This is a genomic window from Citrobacter sp. Cc139, from assembly GCF_030334645.1.
Lineage (GTDB): Bacteria > Pseudomonadota > Gammaproteobacteria > Enterobacterales > Enterobacteriaceae > Citrobacter > Citrobacter werkmanii.
This window is the reverse complement of record NZ_JAOWDM010000059.1, coordinates 93,402-110,869: the sequence shown is the minus strand read 5'-3', so window position 1 is coordinate 110,869 and position 17,468 is coordinate 93,402. Positions and strand designations below refer to the sequence as shown.

Below are 17,468 nucleotides of genomic sequence, written 5' to 3'. Positions count from 1 at the left end.
GACGGCACATTTTTGCGCCATCGTTAATACCCGATCTTCTGCGCATCCTCGCGACTAATGACAACCCTAACCCATACGCATGAGTAAAGCCTCTCATTAGCCGCGCGAACCTCTGCAACGGAAGATCATTCATAGCAACAATACATTAGTTTCCAGCGAATTGCTGCCATCTGCTGGAAAAAAGGGGCCATGAAGGCCCCCTCTTTCTGAAACTCGAAAGAATTAGCGACGCAGACCCAGACGCTCGATCAGCGCGGTGTAGCGTGCAACATCTTTACGTTTCAGGTAGTCGAGCAGTTTACGACGCTGAGAAACCATGCGCAGCAGACCACGACGGCTGTGGTGATCTTTTTTGTGCTCTGCAAAGTGGCCCTGCAGGTGGTTAATCTGTGCAGTCAACAGAGCAACCTGAACATCGGTAGAACCGGTGTCGTTTGCATCACGACCAAACTCAGAAACGATTTTAGCGGTAGCTTCAGTACTTAGAGACATTTTAAAACTCCAAAGTGTTAAGAATGAAAGGATGCCGATCTCTAATTCAGCTATCCCAGTGTATACACTTTATCCTTCAAACTGACTCTGCGTTGGCTGCGTCCGCTCACCTCAGTCACTTATCTAAGTAAGCTCCTGAGGATTCTCAGACTTGCCGCCTTGATGCAGCTCGAATGATTTTGTGTATACGCCACGCAGATTGTTAAACAATTCACGCGACGTTAAGCGGCAGTATTCTACTCGCAGCGCCCTTTTATCGCAAGACAGAGAGCGCTATGCAGGATACTCAACCACCAGGCGACGGGGGGCGACACGACCTTCATCGTCGATCTCCCCCATGCCGATAAATTTGCCGTCATCGCCTTCCGTCACACGCACCAGGCCTTCCAGCGGGACACCTGTCGTACGTACCGGGTTACCATTTTTAAAGTAAACCGACGATGTTAAAGGCAAATTAACAACAGGATAGTCCGATGCTGGACTGTCCATTGGCATCAGCAAGGGATCAAGCAACTGAGCGGCCGGAATGTTCTGCTGCTCAGCCTGTTCAACCAGCTCGCGCAAGTGTTCCAGCGTCACCATACGATCCACCGGATACTTGCTGACCGTCAGACGACGCAGGTACGTTACGTGCGCACCACAGCCGAGCTTCTCGCCCAGATCGTCGATAATAGTGCGAATATAGGTGCCTTTGGAGCAGTGAACCTCCAGCTCCAGCTCGTTACCTTCATGGCGAATAAACAGCAGCTCATAGACGGTAATCGGGCGCGCTTCACGCGGCACTTCAATGCCCTGACGCGCATATTCGTACAGCTTTTTACCCTGATACTTCAGCGCCGAATACATTGACGGAATCTGCTCGATATCGCCGCGGAAAGTCTCCAGTGCGCTCGCAAGTTGCTCTGCGCTGAAGGTTACCGGACGTTCCTGCACGATTTGCCCGTCAGCATCGGAGGTGTCAGTACGTTGCCCCAGGCGGGCTACTACGCGATAGCGTTTGTCAGAATCCAGCAAATACTGTGAAAACTTCGTCGCTTCGCCGAGGCAGATAGGCAGCATGCCCGTCGCCAGCGGATCCAGCGCGCCGGTATGACCCGCACGGTTGGCATTGTAGATGCGCTTTACTTTTTGCAGTACGTCATTGCTGGACATGCCCTGCGGCTTATCCAGCAGCAGGACACCGTGAATGTCGCGACCACGACGACGAGGACGACTCATCAGTCCTCCTTGCTGTCGTCCGCTGGGTTCACACGACGTTCATCGTCATGTTTCACCACGCTGGTCACCAGGTTAGACATACGCATCCCTTCAACCAACGAGTTGTCGTAGAAGAAGGTCAGTTCAGGCACGATACGCAGACGCATCGCTTTCCCCAGCAGGGAGCGGATAAAACCAGAGGCTTCCTGCAGGGCCTTAATGCCGTTTTTCACAGCCGCTTCGTCCTGGTCGTTAAGGAAAGTCACGAATACTTTGGCATACGCCAGGTCACGGGACATCTCAACACCAGAAACGGTAGTCATCATGCCTACGCGCGGATCTTTGATTTCGCGTTGCAGGATGAGTGCGATTTCTTTCTGCATCTCCTGCGCCACACGCTGCGGGCGACCAAATTCTTTCGCCATAATAAATTCTCCAGAATAATGACAAAAAAGGGGCCATAAGCCCCTTTTAAATTTCTTGCCGGGTGGCGCTTCGCTTACCCGGCCTACGCCTAATCATCTTCTAAGGATTTTGGATTGCAACAAGGCGGCAAGCTCGTAAACCCCCGGGAGCATAGATAACTATGTGACCGGGGTGAGCGAGCGCAGCCAACGCCGTTGCGGTCCAAAAGACGACGAAGATTATGCGATGGTACGTTTGATCTCGATAATCTCGAACACTTCGATCATATCGCCAACGCGAACGTCGTTGTAGTTCTTAACGCCGATACCACATTCCATACCGTTACGGACTTCGTTAACGTCATCTTTGAAGCGGCGCAGGGATTCCAGCTCGCCTTCATAGATAACCACGTTGTCGCGCAGGACGCGGATTGGGTTGTGACGCTTGATAGTACCTTCGGTAACCATACAGCCCGCGATCGCACCAAATTTCGGTGATTTAAACACATCGCGCACTTCAGCCAGACCGATGATCTGCTGTTTCAGTTCCGGAGACAGCATACCGCTCATCGCCGCTTTCACTTCGTCGATCAGATGATAGATGACGGAGTAGTAACGCAGATCCAGACTTTCAGATTCGATCACTTTACGCGCAGAAGCATCAGCACGGACGTTGAAGCCAACCAGAATCGCGTTGGACGCCGCAGCCAGGGTCGCGTCGGTTTCAGTGATACCACCTACGCCGGAACCGATGATCTTCACTTTCACTTCGTCGGTAGACAGTTTCAGTAAGGAGTCGGAGATCGCTTCTACAGAACCCTGTACGTCAGCTTTCAGTACGACGTTCACTTCGTGAACTTCGCCATCGGTCATGTTGGCGAACATGTTCTCAAGTTTAGATTTCTGCTGACGAGCCAGTTTAACTTCACGGAATTTGCCCTGACGATACAGTGCAACTTCACGGGCTTTCTTCTCGTCACGCACCACGGTCACTTCGTCACCGGCAGCCGGAACACCGGACAGACCGAGGATTTCCACCGGAATGGACGGACCTGCTTCCAGAACTTCCTGACCCAGTTCGTTACGCATCGCACGCACGCGGCCGTATTCGAAGCCACACAGTACGATGTCGCCTTTATGCAGCGTACCTTCACGCACCAGGACGGTAGCAACCGGACCACGACCTTTATCCAGGAAGGATTCGATTACCGCGCCGCTCGCCATACCTTTACGAACAGCTTTCAGCTCCAGAACTTCGGCCTGCAGCAGGATCGCATCCAGCAGTTCGTCGATACCGGTACCGGCTTTCGCAGAAACGTGGACGAACTGGCTCTCGCCGCCCCACTCTTCCGGCATGATGCCGTACTGGGACAGTTCGTTTTTAACGCGATCCGGATCCGCTTCTGGTTTATCGATTTTGTTGACTGCAACCACCACCGGCACACCTGCCGCTTTCGCGTGCTGGATAGCTTCGATGGTCTGCGGCATCACGCCGTCGTCTGCTGCAACAACCAGAACCACGATATCCGTTGCCTGAGCACCACGAGCACGCATGGAGGTAAACGCGGCGTGACCCGGGGTATCCAGGAAGGTGATCATACCGTTGTCTGTTTCAACGTGGTACGCACCGATGTGCTGAGTAATGCCGCCCGCTTCGCCAGAAGCCACTTTCGTAGAACGAATGTAGTCCAGCAGGGAGGTTTTACCGTGGTCAACGTGACCCATGATGGTTACAACCGGTGCGCGCGGTTCAGCCGCAGCGCCGGTGTCACGGTCGCTCATTACTGCTTCTTCCAGCTCGTTTTCACGACGCAGGATAACTTTGTGGCCCATCTCTTCGGCAACCAGTTGTGCGGTTTCCTGGTCGATGACCTGGTTGATGGTCGCCATTGCGCCCAGTTTCATCATCGCTTTGATGACCTGAGAGCCTTTAACCGCCATCTTGTTAGCCAGTTCGCCAACGGTGATGGTTTCGCCGATCACAACGTCACGGTTAACGGCCTGAGCTGGCTTCTGGAAGCCCTGCTGCAGAGCGGAACCTTTACGCTGTTTACCGCCTTTACCACCACGAACTGCGGCGCGCGCTTCTTCACGGTCGGCTTTCGATTCAGCGTGTTTGTTGCCTTTCTTCGCCGGACGCGCGGCTTTCGCGCTGCGAGTACGACCACGGCCGCCTTCAACTTCACGATCGTTTTCGTCTTCTGCCTGGCGAGCGTGCTGAGAAGTCGTGACGTGATAATCGCTGGTATCTTCAACAGGTTCAGCGTTATCCACACCATTTTTCTCGTTTTCTTCCGCCATACGGCGAGCTTCTTCCGCTACGCGGCGAGCTTCTTCTTCAAGCTTGCGACGTGCTTCTTCTTCCGCTTTACGTTTCAGTTCTGCGGCTTCATTTTCACGGCGGGCTTTTTCGGCCTGGGCGGTTTTAGTCATATCGTCGGTCTGTTGATTGCTCACTTTGTCTTTTTCCGCAGCTTCACGTTTCGCTTTATCAGCGGCTTCACGCTTAGCTTGTTCTGCGGCCTCACGTTCGGCTTTTTGTTGCGCCTCGCGTTTGGCAGCTTCTTCTGCCTCACGACGGGCTTGCTCTTCCGCTTCACGCTGCGCCTGCTCTTCCGCGGCCAGGCGTTCAGCCTCTTGCGGATCGCGTTTCACAAAGGTGCGTGTCTTGCGGACTTCGATTTGTACCGATTTGCTTTTCCCACCGGTACCTGGAATATTGAGAGTACTGCGCGTTTTACGCTGCAATGTCAACTTATCCGGCGCTGAGCCGTTCTCACGGTTCAGATGCGCCAGTAAGGTTTGTTTCTCTTGTGCGGACACAGAGTCATCAGCAGACTTCCGGATACCTGCATCAGCAAATTGCTGTACCAGGCGATCCACGGAGGTCTGTATCTCTGCAGCCAGCGTTTTTACGGTTACATCTGTCATACTGTTCCTTCCTGCTACAGTTTATTACGCTTCGTCACCGAACCAGCAAATATTACGGGCAGCCATAATCAGCTCACCGGCTTTTTCGTCGGTCAACCCTTCGATATCAGCCAGATCATCAATGCCCTGTTCGGCGAGATCTTCCAGCGTACAAACACCACGGGCAGCCAGTTTGAAGGCCATATCGCGATCCAATCCTTCCAGATTCAGCAGATCGTCAGCCGGTTTGTTATCACCGAGGCTTTCTTCCTGGGCCAGTGCCAGAGTGGTCAGTGCGTTTTTAGCACGCTCGCGCAGCGCTTCAACGGTCGGTTCATCAAGGCCGTCAATTTCCAGCAGTTCTTTCATTGGCACGTAGGCCAGTTCTTCCAGCGTCGCAAAACCTTCTTCCACCAGAACCGTCGCGAAATCTTCATCGATGTCGAGATATTTGGTGAAGGTATCGATGGCGGCATGCGCTTCAGCCTGATGCTTCGCCTGCAGGTCATCAACGGTCATCACGTTGAGTTCCCAACCGCTCAGTTGTGAAGCCAGGCGGACGTTCTGACCGTTACGTCCAATCGCCTGAGCCAGGTTACCGGCTTCAACCGCGATATCCATGGTGTGTTTGTCTTCATCCACCACGATAGAAGCGACATCTGCTGGCGCCATTGCGTTAATCACGAACTGCGCCGGGTTATCATCCCACAGGACGATATCGATACGCTCGCCGCCCAGTTCGGTAGAGACCGCCTGAACGCGCGCACCGCGCATACCCACACACGCGCCGACCGGATCAATACGCTTATCGTTGGTCTTAACGGCGATTTTCGCACGAGAGCCCGGATCGCGGGCAGCCGCTTTAATTTCAATCACTTCTTCGCCAATTTCTGGCACTTCAATGCGGAACAGTTCCACCAGCATTTCCGGTTTGGAACGGGTGACGAACAGTTGCGCACCGCGCGCTTCCGGGCGCACAGAGTACAGAACGCCACGGATGCGGTCGCCTGGACGGAAGTTTTCACGCGGCAGCATGTCTTCGCGCAGGATCACGGCTTCAGCATTGCTGCCCAGATCCAGGGAAATGTTGTCACGGTTAACTTTTTTCACCACACCCGTAACGATTTCGCCTTCGTGTTCGCGGAATTGATCAACAACCATTGCGCGTTCAGCTTCACGTACTTTCTGTACGATAACCTGTTTCGCAGTCTGGGTGGTGATACGGTCAAAGGTGACAGATTCAATCTGATCTTCAACATAGTCGCCCACGTTCAGGCTTTCGTCTTCGAAGCGTGCCGCTTCCAGCGTAATTTCTTTGGTTGGCTGGGTAACTTCTTCTACGATTACCCAACGACGGAAGGTATCGAAATCACCGCTTTTACGATCAATTTCTACGCGGACGTCGATCTCTTGCTCATATTTTTTCTTTGTTGCTGTAGCCAGCGCACTTTCCAGCGCTTCAAAAATTTTCTCGCGTGGCAGCGCTTTTTCGTTGGATACGGCTTCAACAACAGCCAAAATTTCTTTGTTCATCGCGGGCTTTTCACCTCAATCCAGACTGTTAAAAGTGGGGAACCAGGTTCGCCTTCTGGATATTACTCAGCGCGAACACTTCATCTTTACCTTCGACTGTGACCGTGATCATCTCACCGTCCACCGCTTTGATAACGCCCTGCCATTTACGACGGTTTTGAACCGCCATACGAAGAACCAGCGTGACTTCTTCCCCCAGGAAACGCACGTAGTGTTCAGCAGTGAACAGAGGACGGTCGAGACCCGGCGAGGAAACTTCCAGGTTATAGGCAACGGTGATTGGGTCTTCGACATCCATCACGGCGCTTACCTGATGGCTCACATCAGCACAATCATCAACATTGATGCCATCTTCACTATCAATATAGATGCGCAGTGTGGATGTGCGACCGCGAATAAATTCGATGCCGACCAGTTCGTAGCCCAGGGCTTCAACCGGGGCTGTAATCATCTCTGTTAATTTTTGCTCTAATGTGGACAAGCCCACCCCCAAGACATAAAAAAAGGGCCTAAAGCCCAGTTATTCTGTAGTCAGATAACAAAAAACCCCGATAAATCGGGGCTTTAGATAACTGAACCCTATAACCGCACCTGCGGTTCGGAGAACCTTCCGAAAGAATTTTTTTCAAATCCAGCTACGAAGGCCTAAGTCTTCACAGTATATTTGAAAAAGAACTCTAAGGAAAAGTGGTTGCGGGGGCCGGATTTGAACCGACGACCTTCGGGTTATGAGCCCGACGAGCTACCAGGCTGCTCCACCCCGCGCCTGAAACGTGGCAAATTTTACTCGTTTTGGGTAAAAAATGCAAATACTGCTGGGATTTGGTACCGAGGACGGGACGTAAAATCTGCGCACAGTATATTGATACTCTATGTGTTATGTCAACCTTGTTACCACTATGCAAATCAATGAATGCTGACCAGCGGGTGGTAATCAAGATAAATGTACCGGCCGCGCCGTTATTTAACGAAATTATCACTAAACTCTTCCTGTCATCCAGAAAAGATGATTAAATGAAAACTCATTTATTTTGCATAAAAATGCATTTAGTATAATAAGCCGACCTCTTCACCAGTCTATCAAGCAGGGTTTTATTTTATGACGACGATTCTCAAGCATCTCCCGGTAGGTCAACGTATTGGTATCGCTTTTTCCGGCGGCCTGGACACCAGTGCAGCACTGCTGTGGATGCGACAAAAAGGGGCTGTCCCATATGCATATACTGCGAATTTGGGCCAGCCGGATGAGGATGACTATGACGCCATTCCTCGCCGCGCAATGGAATATGGTGCTGAGAATGCTCGCCTGGTAGATTGCCGCAAGCAGCTGGTTGCCGAAGGGATCGCAGCCATTCAGTGCGGCGCGTTCCACAACACTACCGGTGGCCTGACCTATTTTAATACCACCCCACTGGGCCGTGCAGTCACCGGCACCATGCTGGTTGCCGCCATGAAAGAAGATGGCGTGAATATCTGGGGTGACGGCAGCACCTATAAAGGCAACGATATTGAACGTTTCTATCGTTACGGCCTGCTGACCAACGCGGAACTGCAGATTTACAAACCATGGCTGGATACCGATTTTATCGACGAACTGGGTGGTCGCCATGAGATGTCCGAATTTATGATCGCCTGCGGTTTCGACTACAAAATGTCTGTCGAGAAAGCGTACTCCACTGACTCCAATATGCTCGGCGCAACCCACGAAGCAAAAGACCTGGAATTTCTTAACTCCAGCGTAAAAATCGTCAACCCGATTATGGGCGTAAAGTTCTGGGATGAGAGCGTGAAGATCCCGGCAGAAGAAGTGACCGTACGCTTTGAACAGGGTCATCCGGTAGCGCTAAACGGTAAAACCTTCAGCGACGACGTTGAGATGATGCTGGAAGCCAACCGCATCGGCGGCCGTCACGGTCTCGGCATGAGCGATCAGATTGAAAACCGTATTATTGAAGCGAAAAGCCGTGGTATCTATGAAGCCCCGGGGATGGCGCTGCTGCACATCGCTTACGAGCGCCTGCTGACCGGTATCCATAACGAAGACACCATTGAGCAGTATCACTCTCATGGCCGTCAGTTGGGCAAACTACTGTACCAGGGCCGCTGGTTTGACTCGCAGGCGTTGATGCTGCGTGACGGTCTGCAGCGTTGGGTCGCCAGCCAGATTACCGGCGAAGTGACGCTGGAGCTGCGCCGCGGCAACGACTACTCCATCCTCAATACCGTGTCTGATAATCTGACTTACAAGCCAGAACGTCTGACCATGGAGAAAGGCGAGTCAGTATTCTCACCTGACGATCGTATCGGCCAGCTGACCATGCGTAATCTGGATATCACCGATACCCGCGAGAAGCTGTTCGGCTACGCGAAAGCCGGTCTGTTGACCGCCTCTTCAACGACCGGCCTGCCGCAGGTTGAAAATCTGGAAAACAAAGCGAAGTAAGCATTCATCATTTTAAGGCCGCGAAAGCGGCCTTTTTTATGCGCGGAATATGAGGTGTCTGTAGGCCTGATAAACGTAGCGCCATCAGGCGTTGCAATAATGTCGGATGGCGGCGTAAACGCCTTATCCGACCTACAGACAGCCACGAGTAACAGACAAAAAAAAGACGCTTTGCAGCGTCTTTTTTCTGGAATTTGGTACCGAGGATGGGACTCGAACCCACAAGCCCGTTAGGGCACTACCACCTCAAGGTAGCGTGTCTACCAATTCCACCACCTCGGTACAGAATGCTTAGTGTGGGATATCGCTGGTCGGCTGAGCCGGAGCAGCTGGCTGAGTTTGCTCGGTTTTCGCCGGTGCGCTCAGATTTTCCCACTCACTTCCTTTATTGGTCTTATTGCTGTTCATGTTACCCAGCACCAGACTGATGATGAAGAACAAGGTTCCCAATACAGCTGTCATACGGGTCATGAAGTTACCAGAACCACTTGAACCAAACAGAGTACCAGAAGCGCCTGCGCCAAAAGAGGCTCCCATATCAGCGCCTTTACCTTGTTGCAGCATGATCAAGCCTACCAGGCCAATTGCCACAATAAGGAAAACTACTAAAAGAGCTTCGTGCATAATCAACCTGTTCCTTGCGGAGTTGCCGCGTACAATGCTTCGACCATTAAAGCGGGAATATTTACTGTTTCCCACTGAAGCGGGTGTGAATACTAACCAAAGCGAATCACCTTCGCAAGGGCATTTTTAGTGCATTGTATCAACTGCGGAAAAAAACAGCAAAAGCGCCGCATTCTGCCGGTTACGGCAGAAAAACGGCTATAAAACAGCCGGCTATTCGGGTTTCGCTTCCGGCGACACTTTCACGAGCCTGTATTTTCCATACCGTTTAACAATGCGCCATACGCCATCCGGCGTCTCTACGGGTTCTCTCTGCGCGTAGAAGGTGGTTTTTTTACCGACGCGCACGCCTATCTGCAAATTCTCCCCTTCCCCACTAATCAAAGCGATGGTCGGCGTCATATCCACCGGCTCGATAACCGCCTGTGTATCTGCCGCGTGCGACGCCCGCCTGGCATTGGGGTTTAATGTCGACGCAAAAAGCACCTCCATTGGGTTTACCAACTGGTGATGATGGCTGAGTTCCAGGTGGAGATGAGGACCATTGATGCGCCCGGTCGCCCCTGATAAGGCGATAACATTGCCTCTGAATACCTTATCGCCTTTATGAACCTGCAGCGTATTTAAATGCAAATAGCGGCTGCTCCAGCCATCGGCATGACTGACGGTAATATAGAACCCCGTCACCGGACCATAGCCGGTCGCCGTCACTTCGCCATCGGCAACCGACATTACCGGGCTATTTACCGGTGCGCGCAGATCCACGCCTTCATGCCGCATAAACTGACGGGTGACCGGGTGGTAACGCATGCCATAAGGAGACGTCACAACAATTTCGTGCGTCAGGGGGAAGATAAACGCCCCGGCAGGCAGGGTATCGACCTCAGAAACGGCATGACGATTCGATAAAGACTGCCAGTTTGGCGCTGGGGCGCTGTTCGTGGGGATCGTCAGATTCAGCACCGAAAAAAAGCTGCTCGCCGTATCATTATCAGGAGCCGGATTGGTTACAAAGCGATCGGTAGTTACAACGCCAGCAGGAAAGAAGCTTGCCAGCGCCATAACCTGCACGCAGGAAAGATCATCATTGGCATCGGCGTTCACCGTAACGTCAGAGGGCCACGTCATAAAAGCGCGACGTGACAAGGTAGCAGCGCTGATGCGACAGGAGAGAGGGTCGGTTTCCCGTGGGGTCTCAATAAGGTTCGCATGGTGTTTACCGGCCTGAAGATCATCGAAACAGGGCTGATAGCGCTGCCGTATTAAAGGCGATGTTCTTACTGGCGACTGATTCATCAGCACCGCTGTTGCACAGGTTTTCTGCTGATCCACTGACCGCCATACTGGCAGCGACAGTAAATAAAGCGTACGTGGTATTCGCCCCGTCATGGCTGGCACGGTAGTGTATTGTCGTGGAGCGGGCGGAATGAGCGATACCGTCACGCTGAATTCATCACGCGCAACCTCGTCCCGATACATATCTGGCGCAGCGCGCAGCAAAAGTAACGAAAGCAGAAGAGTGATCACAGGTTAAGCACCGCCGTATACATTAGATAGATCGACATCACAACGATCGCTGGGCCAAATGGAATGTATCCCTGTTTCGCCAGCTCCCCCTGCGGCGCGAATCTGCGGATATAGAAGTAGCGAAACAGAAACAGGCAAAGACCCAACAGGGCTGAGCCCAGCATCAGCACCGCAATATTTTCCACCCCTAACCATGTCGCACACGCGGCGAACAGCTTAACGTCCCCTTTACCGAAACCTTCCCGACCGGTTATCCAGCGGTACCCTTCGGCCATTAGCCAGGTAAAGCCCCATATAAAAACGGCGCCCATTACGCTATCCCGCGGTGAAATTGGAATAAGGTGGCGTACAGAGGCAATAAGTCCTGCCCACAGCAATAAAAACACCAGGCAGTCAGGAAGCAAAAAGGTGCGGATGTCGATAACCGCCAGGGTGTACAACAGGCAGAGAAATAACGCCATGAACGCGAGCTGGAGTAAGCTATATTGCGGATAAAGCCAGTAAACCAGAGTGCAAAACACAACGCCAATGACCGCCTCACTTAACGGATAAATACCCGAAATTGTGCAATGGCAATGGCGACATCTGCCGCGTAACAGCAACCAGCTCACCACGGGAATGTTATCCCAGGGCATAACATTGTGCTGGCAGCATGGGCAGTGAGACGGCGGCCACCATAAATTTACCGCGGGAAGCGCACTTCTTTCTTCATCGTCTGCGGTTTCACGCATCAGCATTATCGGTAATCGATAAATAACGACGTTGAGAAAGCTGCCAATGAATAATCCCAGAAGTAGCGCGAGCCAGGGATACGTGGGAGATAAAAAAGCATCCATGCAGAATTTAACTCTTATTAATAGTCGGTGTTGCATTAGTAACGATCGTCTTTTAATAACCGGCGATCGTTACGCGAGATTATTTGCAGTTATCAGGGATAAGCGCCTTCTGGCTGTCTGACATATCCACCGTGTGCGCATAAGGTAATAACGTCTTCCATGGGTCACCAGTGCTTGATGACAACCAAACCTGTATAGCGGCATATGACGTTAGCCTTATTTTCTCAGGTAGATTAACGCCATTAAAATTAGCCCCGGCGGCAGTGCCACCTACAGCAGTCAGTTGCATTTCGTCTTTATTGCCTGTCGCTCTGTACTCAAAATATAATGGCTCGACATACTGGTTATAAGATTGTGTAAAAACACCCACTGGCCCGGAATAAGGCGTAAAGAATTCGACTCTCAGTAGTTTCAGGTACCGTATAGGCAAAGAATACCACGTAAGATCGCCTTCATAGCTAGGGGCATTGGCTAATACCTTAACGTCATCATCAGGAAATTCGGCGACAAGATCTTTATATGCCGAAATACCCTGCCCTACGCTTCCCTTGCCTTTTGTCACACAATTACCGCTGTTCTGACAAAAGGCTGTGTCAAGTCCACTCATTAAATGCGAAGGCCAGACAAATTGGTTCTTAATATTGTAAAGATCAGTGTAATCATCCACATGCTTACGTTTACCAGCTGAGATATATATGACGTTAAACTTAGGTCTGGCATAAGTAGACACCCAATCAGCTGACGGAACCTGAAACGAAAGCGGAAAAAAGGTATCCCAAAGCTCGCAGTACTGGAGACTGTCGCTAAGACCATATTTTTGCGCTCCTTGCGCCGTTACGCTCGCCAGGAATAAGGCACTCAGTAAGAGTGCACGCTGGCAAATGCTTTGTGGTTTTATATTCATTTCATCAATCATCCTACTGCACTTTTCGACAACGTATCCATTAATGAGAACAGCGCCAGAAATACCCAGATAACGCTCCCGCCCAGGATAACGGTGGCTAAGTTTTTTAACAGTCCGGCAAGTTTTTTAATATACTCCTGTATATGTTCGCGGGAGCGCTCCGATACCGAGAGCAAAACCTCATTAAACGAGGGGAGATCGGCATACAGGCTGATGTTGAGTAACTCTTCCGCGCCCATCAGTCCGGTATCGAGCGCTTTACCATAATTCACGCCGTGCGCCATTTTCTCCAACATGGTGAAAAGATGCCATTTTAGCCAACGGTTAGCATTGAGCTGAATAATTGAAAGCGCATCCGTCAGAGGAATATTGTTACTCAACATTAGCGACAAATTATTCAAAAAAATGGAGGAAGTTAGCTGCCGATAAGTTGAGAACGGCATAATTCTGTCGAGAATCTTATTCCTTATTGTGCCGCTAAAATTGGCCATTGTCAGCCGTGAAAAGATAACCAGAAAGATAAATCCCAGCAGAATTTTTAGCCACAACCCCTCGTAAAGCGCCACGCCAAAATTATAGAGATTCTGTGTCACGGCTGGCCATTTATCAATCGGCACAACGGAGGCAAAGGCGGGGAATACCTTTTGCGAATAGCCGGCAATAACAATTAACGACAAGGTAATCATTATCAGGGGAAATATAAGCGCACCGATGATCTTTTTACGCAGTTCATCGTTGTATTTAATAATCGAAACCAGGGTAAAAAATCCATCAGAAAGGCTGCCGCTCTTCTCCGCCGCGGTGATCACGCTCAGTTCAGAATTCGGCACCATACCTTCGAAAACAGCCGCAACGGATGTTTCCTGCTTCATTTGCGTGATAAGACCCATCAACCGTTTACTAAAGGCTTTCCCCAGTAAAGATTGACCTTCTTTTTGCAGTTTTTGCATCGAATCATACAAAGGCAGACCGGCCTTAATCATGTCTGCGCAAAACTGGTAGATATAGATGCGCTGTTTCTTACTGAATTTTTTCAACGATCATCTCCAGATCTTCTGTTGGCAATACGCCAAATTCCATTGCGTACCAGCGCGCATCCACACGACCAAGCAGCACATGCGCCATGACTTTTTCACGGATCTCAAACCCTTCAGCAAGACCTACCGCTGTCTTTCTTTTTTCCCGCCACAGGGTGTAAACATTAAGCCACTCCTGACGGGAGATAGCCGCCAGTTCGTCATAGGTTGGCAAAAAATACTCCATCGCCAGCTGCCGTCCTTTGATACCGCTCTTCTTACACTTTACACACCCCTTCTCGCTTGCCCGGAACAGAGTAAAAGCGCGGCCGGAAAGGGTAATCTCTTCATGGACTTGCTTACAGGTATCGCAAAGCACCGGCACCAGTTTCTGACACTGCAACCCAGCAACGAAGCCTGGCGTGGAGAGCTTGTCACTGCTGATACCTAATGCGGACATACGCTGCAGGAGTGAAACGATATTGCCCGCATGCACGGTGGTAAAACAGTAATGTCCACTCTCAACGGCGCCCGCCAGGGCGTTAGCTGAAACATTGTCACGAATCTCCCCCACCATCAGTACATCCGGGTCGCGGCGTAACGCAGATTTAATTGCAGCGTGGAAGCCTCCCCCCTCGACGCTGACAACGGAGCTTTGCTTGGCGCCGTATATCTGATATTCCACGGGATCTTCGACCGTCAAAAAGCAGCCGCGATCGTCATAGCGGTTGATTTGTAGCCATTCCATCAGATTTTTCAGCGTGGTGGATTTGCCCGAACCTGTCGTTCCCGCAATGACATACGCGCCATAAGGGTTGCTAAGGATCTTTTTCAAATCGGCAATTTCGGCGGACGAAACGCCTATTTTATCCAGCGAGCCCAGGTTATCTTTTTGCAAACCGGAAGGAATAATACGCAGCACAGCATGGTAACAATCCGCCGTTTCGCCAAAAATGGGAAAATGGGCATAACGGAAACGGTACGGTTTACCGTTAAGACTATAGAGAATATTCGCATTCTGCGGAATTGCCCGGTTCCATGTTGTATCTCTGGTTGTAGCCTCTACGTTGTACAAGACAAATACCAGTTCATCACACTGCTGTGATTTAATCTGCATAAACGGCATCAATACGCCATTTACGCGCGCCTCGAGTAACGCCAACACATCATTCCGCGTAATATGAAGGTCGCTGGCCCCCATATTTACAACGCGCTGTAAGATATTGACCAACTGTTTTTGCGTGTCTGTGATATCAATATCATTATGCGCAGCGTTAAGGGCTTTAAGAGAGATAAATTCCAGTATATGAAAATAATCTTCTTCCGTTACTATCGCCAGGCCAATGACTGGCCGTTTATGCATTGATTTCAGCCGGCTTATCTGGAGCTTGTATTCAAATAACTTATCGATATTGATAGTGTGTACTAATAAATACTCATAACCATCATGAATAGCATTAATGCCTATTCCTTCAAATTCATGATACTCCCAAAGACCGGAAAATATATCTTCAGTCGTTATTCGTTTAAAATCTATATTCACGGGTTAGCTTCCTTAATTTGCAACCCGTTTTTACGATCTTTGGTTAAAATGTATTGTGCGCCGTCCATGGAAAATACATTTCCTGGAGTGACGTATAACAATGTATCACCGCGTTGATTGGCAATAGCAACCCGGGAAAGACCGCCAATGACTGATTCCAGTACTACGTGCGGCTTCGCAATATTATTACCTGTATTTACCACAGGCGCGCTCTTTTCAGTCTTGATCTTCGCTTCGATTACGGGAGTTGGAGTTGCCCTCGCTTTTATTTTATCTTCACCGCGCAGCTTACGAATTTCGCTCAACATTTTTTCTAATTCAACCTGTTGCTGTAGCTTGCGATATTCTGATTGATATAGATAATCCTGCTCAACGAGTGCCTGAATATGATCCTGCATCGTCAGTTCCGCTGACTGCTCATTCAGGGCTTTCTCATCGACATTTTTTACCTCAGGAGACGCAGCTTTCTCGCCATTGCCTACCAGCGCTGGTTTACCGGTCTGGTTTTTGGGTGCAGGCGGCAAGTCAGTAGTCGGAGCGGCCTGTACCAGTCCGGATCCCACCATTAATACTGCAAATATGATGATATTTTTTACGCTTTGCATACTAATCCTCCGGATACTTTTATTCCATCGTTAATTGTTTCAATCTTCCTGATAAGAAAGGCATCCCGATACGCCTGTTTATACAAGGCAACCTGTAATAATATCCCTTCGTTCACTGATGTGGAGTGTGGTTTTGTCAGCGTCATGTTCCACTCTGCTGAAAGCATACCGTAAGCCTTAACGTCCCCCGCTAATGTTTTTTCCAGCGCTGCGACTGTCGATTTAGGCAGGGTCTTAAATACAATCTCGCCATTTTTCTTTTTACCCTTTCCGCCCGTCAACGTTGAGTTATAGCTTTTGATATAAGAGATAACCTCATTACAGGAATATAACGACAAAGGTTTGTTCTTCTTATACGCGCTTAATAAGTCGTTATCTTTGCGGGCAATTTTCATGTCATTGTATTCAAGTGAAACCCCATTCGACCTGTTCTTTCCTTTTTTTACAGGAAATGATGCTGCGTAGGTTTTACCAAAGAAAGTTAACTCTGGTTGCGTCAAAATAGCAGCGGGGTCGATTTCAAAAGTCATGTGGCACGCCTTTAGCGAACAGCCATAGCTTCGTCCTTCAACAGGAAGTTTAATCAATGCGAACGGAATAACGCTGCGATGAATTTCATCAAGCAGGTGAATACCGAAATCAATACTCATTCCCTCTAATGATTTCTCATACCAGTCGTGTACAGAAGCCTTATCGTTAAGCAGTTTCTGCGCAGCCTGCTGTTGCTGAGCAAGCATTTCGTCTTGCGGCATCTTTATAAAATAATACCAATAGCCTGCACCAGCACCACACAACAGTAAAGCAATAACCAGAATAATAATTATAATTCGACTTGTAGTAAATGTTCCGCTCTTACCTTTCCAGAAATAAAGACCTTCCAGCATAAATTACCCCGCCACCAGAAAATGAAGTGCTAAAGCAAGCAGCGCCAAAAATATCAGACCACCAGCCAGAATGGAGCTAATAATGAATCTGCGACGTCGCTTCAGAGAGAGCTGATGCGCCGCGCATTTCTCTATCACCACAGAAAGCTGGACTTCAGTCAGCGACGTCACTTCCAGGTGTTCATATTGTTCCGGGTGCCGCATGAGCTCATCAAACAGGCTGCGCTCTATAAAGCAATCGGTTCCACTGACAATCCGGCCGCCATTAATAATGAGCAGATAAGTGAAATTATCATCACCATGTGAGAAATAGATGCCATCCCCAAATAACTCTTTAATATAAATCGCAAAAGGCTCATAAAGGGTAGAAATTTTCTCACAATAACCCACTGCTAAACGCCCGTCAGAATCTTTATAGATTACCCGACGATTAGCCTTTACCATTCCGCGAAAAGCTGCCTGCGCGCCAGGGTCAAGATGAGACATACTGTCCGGTTCCCAGAGCAGACCGGTAAGGATATTATTATCCTGTAACAGTTTATCCATAACC

Annotated in this window: 16 protein-coding genes and 2 tRNA genes; 1 reads left to right on the top strand and 17 read right to left on the bottom strand. The window is 50.0% G+C overall.

Annotated features, from left to right (window positions below; translation table 11 throughout):
• Nucleotides 1-222: 222 nt before the first annotated feature.
• The 7 genes from rpsO to OGV69_RS03165 form a co-directional block, all read right to left on the bottom strand.
• Complete coding sequence (gene rpsO, locus OGV69_RS03195) at nt 223-492, bottom strand: 30S ribosomal protein S15 (protein WP_000059465.1); 270 nt, start codon at nt 490-492, stop codon at nt 223-225.
• Nucleotides 493-765: 273 nt separating this feature from the next.
• Entirely contained in the window at nt 766-1,710 is a 945-nt protein-coding gene (gene truB / locus OGV69_RS03190) for a tRNA pseudouridine(55) synthase TruB (protein ID WP_042311264.1), read from the bottom strand.
• On the bottom strand, nt 1,710-2,114 hold the full coding sequence (rbfA, locus tag OGV69_RS03185; RefSeq protein ID WP_003024988.1) for a 30S ribosome-binding factor RbfA: 405 nt from the start codon (nt 2,112-2,114) through the stop codon (nt 1,710-1,712). Before rbfA ends, truB begins: the two co-directional genes overlap by 1 nt.
• Nucleotides 2,115-2,333: 219 nt before the next feature.
• Nucleotides 2,334-5,024 carry a translation initiation factor IF-2 gene (gene infB, locus OGV69_RS03180; protein ID WP_038634196.1) on the bottom strand — a complete coding sequence of 897 codons (2,691 nt, stop codon included), beginning with the start codon at nt 5,022-5,024 and terminating at the stop codon, nt 2,334-2,336.
• A gap of 24 nt (nt 5,025-5,048) precedes the next feature.
• Complete coding sequence (nusA, locus tag OGV69_RS03175) at nt 5,049-6,536, bottom strand: transcription termination factor NusA (protein ID WP_038634199.1); 1,488 nt, start codon at nt 6,534-6,536, stop codon at nt 5,049-5,051.
• Between the two features lie 28 nt (nt 6,537-6,564).
• Nucleotides 6,565-7,017 carry a ribosome maturation factor RimP gene (rimP, locus tag OGV69_RS03170; RefSeq protein ID WP_003024996.1) on the bottom strand — a complete coding sequence of 151 codons (453 nt, stop codon included), beginning with the start codon at nt 7,015-7,017 and terminating at the stop codon, nt 6,565-6,567.
• A gap of 207 nt (nt 7,018-7,224) precedes the next feature.
• Nucleotides 7,225-7,301 (bottom strand) — tRNA-Met (locus OGV69_RS03165).
• A gap of 334 nt (nt 7,302-7,635) precedes the next feature.
• Here OGV69_RS03165 and argG point away from each other — a divergent pair.
• Nucleotides 7,636-8,979 (top strand): argininosuccinate synthase, encoded by a 1,344-nt coding sequence (gene argG / locus OGV69_RS03160; RefSeq protein WP_006687887.1) that lies wholly within the window; start codon nt 7,636-7,638, stop codon nt 8,977-8,979.
• A gap of 195 nt (nt 8,980-9,174) precedes the next feature.
• Here argG and OGV69_RS03155 read toward each other — a convergent pair.
• From OGV69_RS03155 to OGV69_RS03110, 10 genes are all read right to left on the bottom strand, one after another.
• Nucleotides 9,175-9,261: transfer RNA gene (locus OGV69_RS03155), tRNA-Leu, on the bottom strand.
• Between the two features lie 9 nt (nt 9,262-9,270).
• Nucleotides 9,271-9,603, bottom strand: coding sequence for a preprotein translocase subunit SecG (gene secG, locus OGV69_RS03150; protein ID WP_006687886.1), 333 nt, complete (start codon nt 9,601-9,603; stop codon nt 9,271-9,273).
• A gap of 213 nt (nt 9,604-9,816) precedes the next feature.
• Nucleotides 9,817-11,130, bottom strand: coding sequence for a M23 family metallopeptidase (locus OGV69_RS03145; RefSeq protein WP_069324389.1), 1,314 nt, complete (start codon nt 11,128-11,130; stop codon nt 9,817-9,819).
• A complete protein-coding gene (locus tag OGV69_RS03140; protein WP_069324390.1) occupies nt 11,127-11,966 on the bottom strand; it encodes a prepilin peptidase in 840 nt (279 codons plus the stop codon). The genes OGV69_RS03145 and OGV69_RS03140 overlap by 4 nt, the downstream gene beginning before the upstream one ends.
• Nucleotides 11,967-12,045: 79 nt before the next feature.
• Nucleotides 12,046-12,882, bottom strand: coding sequence for a hypothetical protein (locus OGV69_RS03135; RefSeq protein ID WP_038634208.1), 837 nt, complete (start codon nt 12,880-12,882; stop codon nt 12,046-12,048).
• Complete coding sequence (locus OGV69_RS03130) at nt 12,879-13,907, bottom strand: type II secretion system F family protein (protein WP_069324391.1); 1,029 nt, start codon at nt 13,905-13,907, stop codon at nt 12,879-12,881. Before OGV69_RS03130 ends, OGV69_RS03135 begins: the two co-directional genes overlap by 4 nt.
• Nucleotides 13,891-15,249 carry an ATPase, T2SS/T4P/T4SS family gene (locus OGV69_RS03125; protein ID WP_173781855.1) on the bottom strand — a complete coding sequence of 453 codons (1,359 nt, stop codon included), beginning with the start codon at nt 15,247-15,249 and terminating at the stop codon, nt 13,891-13,893. The genes OGV69_RS03130 and OGV69_RS03125 overlap by 17 nt, the downstream gene beginning before the upstream one ends.
• 176 nt (nt 15,250-15,425) lie before the next feature.
• Complete coding sequence (locus OGV69_RS03120; RefSeq protein ID WP_069324392.1) at nt 15,426-16,034, bottom strand: hypothetical protein; 609 nt, start codon at nt 16,032-16,034, stop codon at nt 15,426-15,428.
• Entirely contained in the window at nt 16,022-16,918 is an 897-nt protein-coding gene (locus OGV69_RS03115; protein ID WP_038634217.1) for a hypothetical protein, read from the bottom strand. The genes OGV69_RS03120 and OGV69_RS03115 overlap by 13 nt, the downstream gene beginning before the upstream one ends.
• Nucleotides 16,919-16,921: 3 nt before the next feature.
• Nucleotides 16,922-17,464 carry a hypothetical protein gene (locus OGV69_RS03110; RefSeq protein WP_038634220.1) on the bottom strand — a complete coding sequence of 181 codons (543 nt, stop codon included), beginning with the start codon at nt 17,462-17,464 and terminating at the stop codon, nt 16,922-16,924.
• Nucleotides 17,465-17,468: the final 4 nt, after the last annotated feature.

Bases quoted from the DNA above. Each gene is read 5' to 3' on its own strand.
- argG (WP_006687887.1), top strand. From the start codon at position 7,636: ATGACGACGATTCTCAAGCATCTCCCGGTAGGTCAACGTATTGGTATC.
- OGV69_RS03110 (WP_038634220.1), bottom strand. From the start codon at position 17,464: ATGGATAAACTGTTACAGGATAATAATATCCTTACCGGTCTGCTCTGG.
- secG (WP_006687886.1), bottom strand. From the start codon at position 9,603: ATGCACGAAGCTCTTTTAGTAGTTTTCCTTATTGTGGCAATTGGCCTG.
- truB (WP_042311264.1), bottom strand. From the start codon at position 1,710: ATGAGTCGTCCTCGTCGTCGTGGTCGCGACATTCACGGTGTCCTGCTG.
- OGV69_RS03135 (WP_038634208.1), bottom strand. From the start codon at position 12,882: ATGATTGATGAAATGAATATAAAACCACAAAGCATTTGCCAGCGTGCA.
- OGV69_RS03140 (WP_069324390.1), bottom strand. From the start codon at position 11,966: ATGGATGCTTTTTTATCTCCCACGTATCCCTGGCTCGCGCTACTTCTG.
- OGV69_RS03120 (WP_069324392.1), bottom strand. From the start codon at position 16,034: ATGCAAAGCGTAAAAAATATCATCATATTTGCAGTATTAATGGTGGGA.
- OGV69_RS03125 (WP_173781855.1), bottom strand. From the start codon at position 15,249: ATGCATAAACGGCCAGTCATTGGCCTGGCGATAGTAACGGAAGAAGAT.
- nusA (WP_038634199.1), bottom strand. From the start codon at position 6,536: ATGAACAAAGAAATTTTGGCTGTTGTTGAAGCCGTATCCAACGAAAAA.
- rbfA (WP_003024988.1), bottom strand. From the start codon at position 2,114: ATGGCGAAAGAATTTGGTCGCCCGCAGCGTGTGGCGCAGGAGATGCAG.
- OGV69_RS03115 (WP_038634217.1), bottom strand. From the start codon at position 16,918: ATGCTGGAAGGTCTTTATTTCTGGAAAGGTAAGAGCGGAACATTTACT.
- rpsO (WP_000059465.1), bottom strand. From the start codon at position 492: ATGTCTCTAAGTACTGAAGCTACCGCTAAAATCGTTTCTGAGTTTGGT.
- infB (WP_038634196.1), bottom strand. From the start codon at position 5,024: ATGACAGATGTAACCGTAAAAACGCTGGCTGCAGAGATACAGACCTCC.